A 5,832-nucleotide genomic window follows, 5' to 3' on the forward strand; every position below is an offset into this window, starting at 1 on the left:
GGAGACTTGAGGGTCTCCCGCCCCGCCGTGCTGTTTCACGTGAAACACAGGCCACCGGCATCCGCGTGGGCGCACAAGAATACCCTCCGAGGCCGCGTTTCCGCAGGTCGGAGGGCATTTCCGCAAGTGGAGCCTAGGGGAGTCGAACCCCTGACATCTGCCATGCAAAGACAGCGCTCTACCAACTGAGCTAAGGCCCCGGATGGGGACGTCCGACCGGAGAAACCGCATCCCGGCGGGCGTCGGAGACCAGAGTACCGGGTCACCCCCGTGGTTCCGCAAAAAGATTGGGGGTCCCCGTCGCCGACCACTCTCCGTAAGATGCTCGGCGTGGTTCGCTACCGCGAACCGCCGTACATGGGGAAGCGATGGGGAGACGCAATGGACGCCGCACAGCAGGAAGCGACCGCAAGAGCGCGGGAACTGCAGCGGAACTGGTACGGGGAGCCACTGGGGGCGCTCTTCCGTAGGCTCATCGACGATCTTGGTCTCAACCAGGCTCGTCTCGCGGGGGTTCTGGGACTGTCCGCACCGATGCTGTCGCAGCTGATGAGCGGTCAGCGGGCGAAGATCGGCAATCCCGCTGTCGTGCAGCGGGTGCAGCTGCTGCAGGACCTGGCGGGGCAGGTCGCGGACGGCAGCGTGAGCGCGGCCGAGGCCACCGAGCGCATGGAGGAGATCAAGAAGTCACAGGGGGGATCGGTGCTCAGCAACACCACACAGACGACGGGTAGTTCGGGGGCGCCCACGGTCAAGCGGGTCGTCCGCGAGATCCAGTCGCTGCTGCGGTCGGTCGCGGCGGCGGGCGACATCATCGACGCCGCCGAGACTCTCGCCCCGACCCATCCGGAACTGGCAGAGTTCCTTCGGGTCTACGGCGCCGGCCGCACCTCCGACGCGGTCTCGCACTACCAGTCCCACCAGAGCTGATTTCACCGCCCGGCGCCGAAGGGGGTTCGCAGCGGGCTGCGGGTGAGGTGACGGGGGACGCGTCACGGACGGACGGGCATGAGGGGGCGTGTTCCGTACGGGGGACCGGTCGACGCGAGGAGGATCTATCGCTCATCGGGGAGTCGGGGGACTCCGGGGATGCGGGGGATTCGGGGCATCCAGGGGGCCGTTTCGCCCGTCGGGGAGTCGTAGCGCTCACCGAGGGGGAAGCAAGGGGGGAAGCCACAGGGGGAGGAGCGACGTACAGCCATGGGTGAGGTCTTCGCCGGCCGGTACGAACTGGTCGACCCGATCGGACGCGGAGGGGTCGGCGCCGTCTGGCGCGCCTGGGACCACCGCCGCCGTCGCTACGTGGCCGCCAAGGTCCTGCTCCAGAGCGACGCGCACTCGCTGCTGCGCTTCGTCCGGGAACAGGCCTTGCGGATCGACCATCCCCATGTACTCGCCCCCACCAGCTGGGCCGCCGACGACGACAAGGTCCTGTTCACCATGGATCTGGTCGCGGGCGGCTCCCTGGCCCATCTCGTCGGGGACTACGGCCCCCTCCCACCGGCCTTTGTCTGCACGCTGCTCGACCAGTTGCTGGCCGGCCTGGCCGCGGTGCACGCGGAGGACGTCGTCCACCGTGACGTCAAACCGGCCAACGTGCTGCTGGAGGCCACCGGCACGGGCCGGCCGCGGCTGCGGCTGTCCGACTTCGGCATCGCGATGCGGCTGGGCGAGCCCCGCCTGACGGAGACCAATCTCGTCGTCGGGACGCCCGGTTATCTCGCACCCGAGCAGATGATGGGCGCCGAACCGGACTTCCCCGCCGACCTGTTCGCCGTAGGGCTGGTCGCGCTGTATCTGCTGGAGGGTGCCAAGCCGGACAGCAAGGCGCTCATCCAGTACTTCGCGGAGCACGGCACGCCCGGTGCGCCCAAGGGCATCCCGGAGCCGCTGTGGCAGGTGGTGGCCATGCTGCTCCAGCCGGATCCGGAAGCGCGGTTCCGTACGGCCACGGGGGCGCGCAAGGCCCTCGCCGCCGCCGCGGAGCTCCTGCCGGAACCGGGACCGGACGACGAGCTGATCGAGATCTTCGACCAACTCGGCCCGCTCCCCAGAGGGTTCGCCCCCGAGGGCCCGCTGGAGAGAGCGAAGGGGCTCGGGCCGAGGCAGGGGCTGCCCGACTCCTCGGGGACCGGCGAGCAGCGGTCCCGGCGGGGAGACGACGAGGGCGATTCCTCGGTGCCCGGCGGGCAGCACGCAGAGCCTCGGCAGCAAGACGGCGCGACGCCGCCGACCGACCCGCGACGCACCACCGGCCCCGACCCGGCCCCGTTGCCCTCGATGTCCGACACCGGCAGCTTCCATCTGCCGCCTCCGCAGGCCACCGTCACCTCGTCGCCCACGTCCGGACCGTCCCGGCCCGCTCCGTATCAGCAGGCGCCCGTATCCCCCTACGATCCGACGCACCGGCTGTCCCCCGCCCAGCCCCTCCCACCGGTGTACGCCGGGCCGCCTCTGCCGCCTCTGCCGCCTGCCGAGCAGTACCGCACGGACGCCTCCACGGCCTCGTACACCGCCCAGAGCCCACAGGCGCCGTCTGTGAGCCAGACACCGTCACGGCACCGGGCACAGCGGCGTTCCCACGCCGGGCCTCCGGCCAGGGTGGCGGTGCCGCTGCTGCTCCTCGCACTGGCCTGCTACGCGGTGGGCTTCTGGGCCCTCACCCGCATCTGAGGTTCCTGCGCCGGAACAGGGTGCGCCCGCCCCGCCTGCCCTTCACGCGGTGGTCCTCCGCCTGGCCATCACCGTCCACACCCCGAGCCCCACCAGCAGTGCGCTCCCGGTTCCGATGCCGCCCACGGCGAGCGCCCACATGGCGGTGTCGTCACCCGCGGCCACGCCCTCCGCGGCCGCTTCCCGGTCCTGCTCCGAGACCTCGAAGACCCCCTTGGGCACGGACTCCCCCGCGTACTCGGGCCCGCCCCGCGTCTCCCCGCTCGTCCGGACGCGCAGCGTCATCACGAACGGCCCGTCCCCGAAGGTGTCGGCCACGCCCTTCGAGAGATGGGCGACGAGGTAGTAGGAACCGGCGAAGCGCAGCGCGCCGACCTGTGCGGTGGCGGCGTAGCGGTTGGCGTGGTCGACCGGTGGCAGGGGGGGCAGGGTCCCGGACTTCTGGCCGCCGTCGTAACCGACCCCCACGTCGGCGACGCGACCACGCGCCGGGTTGTAGAGGTCCAGGTCCAGCGCGTCGGACGCGTAGCCGGTGGCGCCGGAGTCCGAGCTGCCGAGCTCGGCGGTGACGGACACCTGCTGCCCCCAGTCGACCGGCACCTCGTAGAAGAGGGTCTGGCCGGGCCGGATGTGGTCCTGCCAGACTCCCTGGTCGACAGGGGTGGCCCCGCTGAATCCCGCGCCGCCCTTCCGGTGCTGGGGCTCTCCCTGGAGCGGCTGGGGCGTGGCGGAGTTCCACGCCTCGGGCGCGCTGGTCGCCCCTGTCCGGGCCACCTGGGGTTCCGTCATCGCGACGAGTTCCAGATCCCAGGTGTCCGGCGAGGAGCCCTCGCCGTCGGGGTCGACGCGCTCCACGGACACGAAGTAGGCACCGGCCTTCCGGCACAGGGGCCTGCCGGTCTCGCGCCTGCCCCAGGCCGCGATGGGGTGGGGGCTGCGGGCGGCCCCGAAACTCACGGTGTCGACCGAGCAGGTGTCGCCCCCGGCGTCCTGCATGGTCACCTTGACCCCGTCGATGACGGAGGCCGTGCTGCCGGGGGAGGGGACGGCGGTGACGGAGACGTACGCGTTCGACGCGGCGTCGAGGTCGAGTCGGTAGCTGACCTTTCCGCTGCTCGGCAGTGAGCTCCGGTAGGTCCCGCCGGGCTTCAGCAGGGCGGCCTCCCCGGTGCTCCTCGCTCCCTCGATGCTCTGCGCGCCGTCGGCGAAGGCGTACGGGCTCGGCGTGCCGGAGACGTCCCCGGCTGCGGTGGCCTGTCCCGGCCCCACGGCCGCTGTCGCCCCCAGCACGACCGCCGCGGCGGCGACGCGCACTGCCACTGCCGGACGGGAGCGCCACGCCCCCGCGCGCCGCCCCCACGCCGTACGACACCGTCCCGTACGACACCGCCCCCTCACGCGCCACCCCTCACCGTCGCCGGGTCATGAAGCCGTGCCACCGTGGCCCATCCTGCCGCGCCGGCCGGGTTCACGACCGGTCCTCGGCACACAAAACCCCGACCGCGAGGCGGCCGGGGTGTGCTCGGTCTGGGTTGTCGTGACTCACGAACCCGTGGGCACGGAGTCAGTCGCCTCCGTCCACAGATCCTGCTCGGCGCGATCCGCCTGGATCTGGCGGTACACGAGGAGCCCGCCGATGGCGGCCAGTGCGACCAGGAGAAGCTTCTTCACCGCGCGACCTCGTCTTTCGTTGACGTAGGGGACCTCTGGCGCCCGACTATACACACCGACCGATACCGATCGGTGACCTGAGTCGGCCCTCAACTCCCGTCCCGGGAAACGGGGTAGAAGCGGAGTCCACCGCTCCGATCGGAGGGTGATCACACCCTGACAGACGGTTACTTTGTCCCTCTTTCTCCACTCTCCTTACGTTTTCGTAGCTCTTGGAGCCATCCGGGTGGTGTTCATCTGAACATCGACGCGCCACGGGCGTAGGTCCACCACTTCTCGGCCCCCATACACATCATGAGGAAAGTACGCAAATCGCCCAACCCGAAAGTGAGGGGCCATGGCCCGGAACAAGGTCATGAAGGTGTGGACCGCGATCGTCACCGCCTTCGTCGCGCTGTGCACGGCGCTCGGACTCGTCACCACGACCGCCGCAGCGGCCGTACCGCAGACCGAGCAGAAGAGCAACAGCAACGGCGCGAGCATCCCGCAGCAGCGGACGGCGGCACCGGCGACGTTCCCCTGGTCCTCCCCCAGGGCCCTGCCCCCCACGATGAAGCAGCGCATCCGCGCCGAGGCCCACGGCAAGACCCCCCGCTGTCGGCACCGCACGCCCGCGGACACGGCGTCCTCCCCCGGTACCGACTGCACCGACGAGGACCCCGACGCCGATTCGGACCATCTCACGCCCCTCCAGCGCTGAACCCCGAAACAACACCCAAGCGATCTGCGTACCTAGCCCGGCAGCTCGACAGAGCGGCCGGGCTTACGCATGTCCTGATCCACGGACCGGGCCCTGGATCAGGACATGCCCGGTGGGCCGTATCGGCACGGAGCCGCCGCGGGCCCGCCGCACACCACCGCGCACTGCTCTCGATGTCGGCCGTATACGTCAAAGAGCAGCACCTCACGTGAGGTGCTGCTCTTTTCGCTGGTGGGGCTAACAGGATTTGAACCTGTGGCCTCATCCTTATCAGGGATGCGCTCTAACCAACTGAGCTATAGCCCCGCCGCGCTCTGCGGTGTGTCCCGCGCGCTGACTCCTGAAGATTAGCGCACGACATGGGCAGTCCCAAAATCGGTTGTCGGGGCACCGTCAGAGCAACGACAGAGGCGACGTCACTCGTCCTCGGCGAGCGTCAGCTCGACACCGCCCACGAAGCCCGCGGACAGGTTGTAGATGAACGCGCCGAGCGTCGCGAGGGCGGTCGCCAGGACGACATCGATGACCGCGATGATCGACGTGAACATGAGGACGTTGGGCAGCGACAGGAAAGCCTGCAGGTCGAAGCCGTTGGACTCGTTCGAGCCGGTGGCCTCGGAGATCGTGCCGCCGACCGTCGAGAAGACGCCCATCGCGTCCATGACCATCCACAGCACGGCGGACGCGACGATCGTGCAGATGCCCAGAGCGATGGAGAGCAGGAAGCTGACCTTCATCACCGACCACGGGTCGGCCTTCGCCACCCGCAGCCGCGCCTTGCGGACGCG

General features: G+C 70.1%; 6 protein-coding genes and 2 tRNA genes. 3 read left to right on the forward strand and 5 right to left on the reverse strand.

The window, feature by feature from the left end:
• Window positions 1–127 precede the first annotated feature (127 nt).
• A tRNA-Ala gene (locus ABZ281_RS34180) sits at window positions 128–200 on the reverse strand.
• 181 nt (window positions 201–381) lie between these two features.
• Between ABZ281_RS34180 and ABZ281_RS34185 the strand changes: the two genes are divergently transcribed.
• Entirely contained in the window at window positions 382–930 is a 549-nt protein-coding gene (locus tag ABZ281_RS34185; RefSeq protein ID WP_356661867.1) for a DNA-binding protein, read from the forward strand.
• Window positions 931–1,200: 270 nt separating this feature from the next.
• Window positions 1,201–2,673, forward strand: a complete 1,473-nt coding sequence (locus ABZ281_RS34190; protein ID WP_356661869.1) for a protein kinase — start codon at window positions 1,201–1,203, stop codon at window positions 2,671–2,673.
• 42 nt (window positions 2,674–2,715) lie between these two features.
• Here ABZ281_RS34190 and ABZ281_RS34195 read toward each other — a convergent pair whose 3' ends face one another.
• Both ABZ281_RS34195 and ABZ281_RS34200 read right to left on the reverse strand, forming a co-directional pair.
• Window positions 2,716–3,993 (reverse strand): hypothetical protein, encoded by a 1,278-nt coding sequence (locus ABZ281_RS34195; protein WP_356661871.1) that lies wholly within the window; start codon window positions 3,991–3,993, stop codon window positions 2,716–2,718.
• Window positions 3,994–4,215: 222 nt separating this feature from the next.
• Complete coding sequence (locus ABZ281_RS34200; RefSeq protein ID WP_003999697.1) at window positions 4,216–4,344, reverse strand: DLW-39 family protein; 129 nt, start codon at window positions 4,342–4,344, stop codon at window positions 4,216–4,218.
• Between the two features lie 337 nt (window positions 4,345–4,681).
• Here ABZ281_RS34200 and ABZ281_RS34205 point away from each other — a divergent pair, with 337 nt between their 5' ends.
• Entirely contained in the window at window positions 4,682–5,044 is a 363-nt protein-coding gene (locus tag ABZ281_RS34205) for a DUF6344 domain-containing protein (protein WP_356661873.1), read from the forward strand.
• Between the two features lie 229 nt (window positions 5,045–5,273).
• On the opposite strand, the gene ABZ281_RS34210 is transcribed toward ABZ281_RS34205, so the two are convergent.
• Both ABZ281_RS34210 and ABZ281_RS34215 read right to left on the reverse strand, forming a co-directional pair.
• Window positions 5,274–5,350, reverse strand: a tRNA-Ile gene (locus tag ABZ281_RS34210).
• A gap of 110 nt (window positions 5,351–5,460) precedes the next feature.
• Window positions 5,461–5,832 (reverse strand): DUF3566 domain-containing protein (locus ABZ281_RS34215; RefSeq protein ID WP_356661875.1); only part of this gene is annotated, 372 nt, incomplete at its 5' end.

It is taken from the genome of Streptomyces sp. NPDC006265 (assembly GCF_040613555.1).
Taxonomy (GTDB): domain Bacteria; phylum Actinomycetota; class Actinomycetes; order Streptomycetales; family Streptomycetaceae; genus Streptomyces.

Bases quoted from the DNA above. Each gene is read 5' to 3' on its own strand.
- ABZ281_RS34185 (WP_356661867.1), top strand. From the start codon at position 382: ATGGACGCCGCACAGCAGGAAGCGACCGCAAGAGCGCGGGAACTGCAG.
- ABZ281_RS34190 (WP_356661869.1), top strand. From the start codon at position 1,201: ATGGGTGAGGTCTTCGCCGGCCGGTACGAACTGGTCGACCCGATCGGA.
- ABZ281_RS34205 (WP_356661873.1), top strand. From the start codon at position 4,682: ATGGCCCGGAACAAGGTCATGAAGGTGTGGACCGCGATCGTCACCGCC.